The following is a 3,412-nucleotide window of genomic DNA, read 5'->3' on the forward strand; positions in this document are numbered from 1 at the left end:
ACGCAAAGCCGCATCAGGTGGGCGATCAATATCATCAAGCTGGCGCAGTTTCAGAATCTTTTTGGCGTAAAGCGCGTAAGGATCATTGATCCACATATCAATTTCGGTAGCCGAAAATTTTCGTGGACGCGCGCTTACTGGTGGTTTTGGTGCCGGACGTTTTATACGGTTTGGCACAGTTTTAGGGTTCAAAACATCAAGCCATTCAAACTTGGCATCTCCACGATCAAGCGCTTTGGTTATGCCAAGTGCTGACAAAACAACATCCATCCGTTGTAGCCATCGACTGGGGATTGTAGCGGCATCATTCTGGCGTTGAGCACGAGTGATTGTGACCTTGGGGTTGCAAATCGCCATATAGACATCATGTGCACTTAGGCTTGTACGCCAGTTATGTGGAGGCAAGCCAACTGCTTTGCGCATGTCACTATTCATCCACGGATCACTTTGTGGTTGCGGCGGCCAATTACCTTCGTTGAAGCCCGCAATTATAAGGTGGTCTGCGGTTTGCATTCGTGATTCCACCGCACCCAAAATAGCCAGCCTTGGATGTGATCGCTGGGTAGTATGTATGTTTATATTCTGCATGATTTGCACAAGAGTTTGAGCAAAATCAATAGCATTAACCGCCTGATCGTGCCCATGCTCGACCAGATTTTTCAACAGATCAGCAGCGGCCTTGCCGCCTTGGTTGTCCCACAGATATATAGCACCATCATTCATATCAGCGATTAGTGTTTCGCCGCCTTGTCCGTCAGGCTGCAAGCACATATTTTGTGCCGCCATCATTTCTGCTGTCTGACCCAGACCACGGGCAAGACTTGCCATTGTTGGAGCTGGTGCCTGCCACGCAGTTACAAGGGGGGCAAACGAAGATGTGATATGGGTGGCAACAAAATCCTGCAAGGCTTTATCATCTCCAATGGCAGAGGCGACCCCTTCAAGACCCGGTGCCGGTCGTTGGCCACGAAGAACTAGCTTTTCAATTTGTCTGACTTTGGTGCGGAAATCGGCTTGTGCCATGCCACCTGCCGCACAGGGATGCTTGAGCACGCCAAGCAACGCCAGAGGCGCAAAATTTTCCTGTATCGCCTCGACCAATAACTGCAAAAATGCACCGGCCCGATGGGTAAGAAGGGTGGTTCCCGCAGAGTCATCAATAGTGATTTTCCAACGCGCTAATTCAGCGATTACCGCCTCAGCCAGATGCCGATCAGGCGTGATTAGCGCAGCGGTTTGCTCTGCATGTTCAAGTGTTGCGCGTAAATCAGCCGCAATAAGCCCCGCTTCTGTACGCCGATCGTGGGTTTGGATGACTTGTAGTCCAATTAGAGCATCACGGCCAAGATCAGGTCTATCTTGTGCTAGTTGCCGCCATGTTGCAGTCGTTGGCGCAGGGCGGAACACTTCACGCATCAGATCACGGCGCGCTCGTGTTTCAGGCTCGCTTTTGGGATTGGATACCCAGCTCTGAACATCTGACGGCGCGATTTCCATAAAATACAAAAGCTGTGCAAGTTGAAATTGTGGATGGCCGCTATCTTGGCTAATGGCATCCCATTCAGGTGCCGCACCACTATCCAGCCCAGGCAAAACGACATGGCCATTTGGCAAATTGGATACACACCGAATAAGTTCACGTGTTGCGCTAATCGAACCTGTCGATCCAGCAATAATGATCAGGTTTTCAGGTGGATTTTCATACCACGCTTTTATTCGTGCGCGTATCAGCATGTTGCGCCGATCAACACCATCCATAACATTTTCAGATGTCAGAATAGCTGGCCAGTTATCAATCAAAATAGTCAGAAGTTTAATAATATCCTGCCAATGCGCCGAATAACGTTCTGGTAGCATGTCACGTAATTGATGCGGCTTAGCATCAACATTATAAAGCTGGTCAAGAAGCTGACCCAGGGTATCGGCAAGCATCATAGCTTGAGGATAGGTTGGCGTCTGTCCGCCAAGTTTGAATCCACCCAGTAACTTTGCCAGCATCATTTGACGGCGCAAAGGCGAAATCGCTGGCGGTAAGCCAGCAGTCTCTGTGTCACAATCAAGTTCAGGAAAAATATCGGCTACGTCATCTGCAAGATCACCAATCGGTATCATGCGTGGCAATAATGTTGCCCGACCTTTAGTCACATTCAAAAAGGCACTTCGCAGTGCCTGTGCCGCCCGCTGGGATGGCACCATAACAATAGCACGCGCCATATCAGTTGGGTTAGGCGCCAGCTGAATAACACCCTTGGCAAGCTCTTCTGCAAAGGGTGTTCCAGCTGGAATATTATAGACAGATGACGCGCGCATTCATGCAGTATAAAAGTAAGTGTCTTTAAATGCGAGTGGACATTCAAGATACCCATAGAATAGTGATCAGCCTATGCGTCAGGCTTGTCAAAAAGCTTGGCAAGGGCACTCATTCGATTGTCCCATCTGGCAGGAGCATTAATCTCAACCTGCCGCATCTGGCTATCCAACGCATCACCAACAGGATTGATATGGATCGATAAGCAGCTATCAGGTAGCAATGTTCCAAGCCGTTCAGGCCACTCAATCAAGCATACAGCATCAAGAAACGCATCTTCAATGCCAAGCTCGATAGCGTCTTCGGGTGTATCTATGCGATAGAGATCGAGATGCCATAAAGGGGTGCCATCAGGCATGTCATAGGTCTGAACCAAGGTAAAGGTGGGGCTGGGGATATCCGCCTCATACGGGCAAAGTTTGCTAATCATCGCGCGCGCCAAAGCCGACTTGCCTGCACCAAGCGGACCTTGTAACGCGATCACGTCACCAGCAGCCAACTCTTGAGACAAAAACTGGCCCAACCTTTCGGTTGCGGCCAGATTTTGCACGTCTAGTTTTAAAACAGCCATCAAGCCACCTTACGAAAAGGTCAATAACGATATTGCTCACTTTTGAATGGGCCTTGCTGTCCAACACCAATATAGTCAGCCTGATCAGGCCTTAATGTTGATAGGAACGCGCCAACCTTTTCCAGATGCAAGGCCGCAACTTTTTCATCAAGATGACGAGGCAAAGTGTAAACCTTGTTTTCGTATTTTTCACCTTCGTTCCACAATTCCATTTGCGCTAATACCTGATTGGTGAAACTTGCAGACATCACGAATGATGGATGCCCCGTTGCACAGCCAAGATTTACCAAACGACCTTTAGCCAGCAGAATCATGCGCTTACCATCAGGGAATTCGATTTCATCAACTTGTGGCTTCACTTCTGACCAGACCATATTGTTCAGCGCTGATACCTGAATCTCATTGTCGAAATGGCCAATGTTACAGACGATGGCCCGATCTTTCATTTCACGCATATGATCAACTGTAATGACGTCACGGTTGCCCGTCGCGGTAACAAAAATGTCAGCCTTTGGTGCAGCTTGCTCCATGGT

At 48.9% G+C, this 3,412-nt stretch carries 3 protein-coding genes; all 3 read right to left on the reverse strand.

Annotated features, from left to right (window positions below; translation table 11 throughout):
* Positions 1–2,310 (reverse strand): double-strand break repair protein AddB (addB, locus tag ABNT28_RS10420; RefSeq protein ID WP_348721554.1); only part of this gene is annotated, 2,310 nt, incomplete at its 3' end.
* A gap of 71 nt (positions 2,311–2,381) precedes the next feature.
* The gene (gene tsaE / locus ABNT28_RS10425) at positions 2,382–2,879 is read right to left on the reverse strand and encodes a tRNA (adenosine(37)-N6)-threonylcarbamoyltransferase complex ATPase subunit type 1 TsaE (protein WP_332923644.1); all 498 of its coding nucleotides are present in this window, start codon (positions 2,877–2,879) and stop codon (positions 2,382–2,384) included.
* Between the two features lie 20 nt (positions 2,880–2,899).
* Positions 2,900–3,412 (reverse strand): adenosylhomocysteinase (locus ABNT28_RS10430; protein WP_348721555.1); only part of this gene is annotated, 513 nt, incomplete at its 5' end.

It is taken from the genome of uncultured Candidatus Puniceispirillum sp. (assembly GCF_963979125.1).
GTDB lineage: Bacteria > Pseudomonadota > Alphaproteobacteria > Puniceispirillales > Puniceispirillaceae > Puniceispirillum.

Bases quoted from the DNA above. Each gene is read 5' to 3' on its own strand.
- tsaE (WP_332923644.1), bottom strand. From the start codon at position 2,879: ATGGCTGTTTTAAAACTAGACGTGCAAAATCTGGCCGCAACCGAAAGG.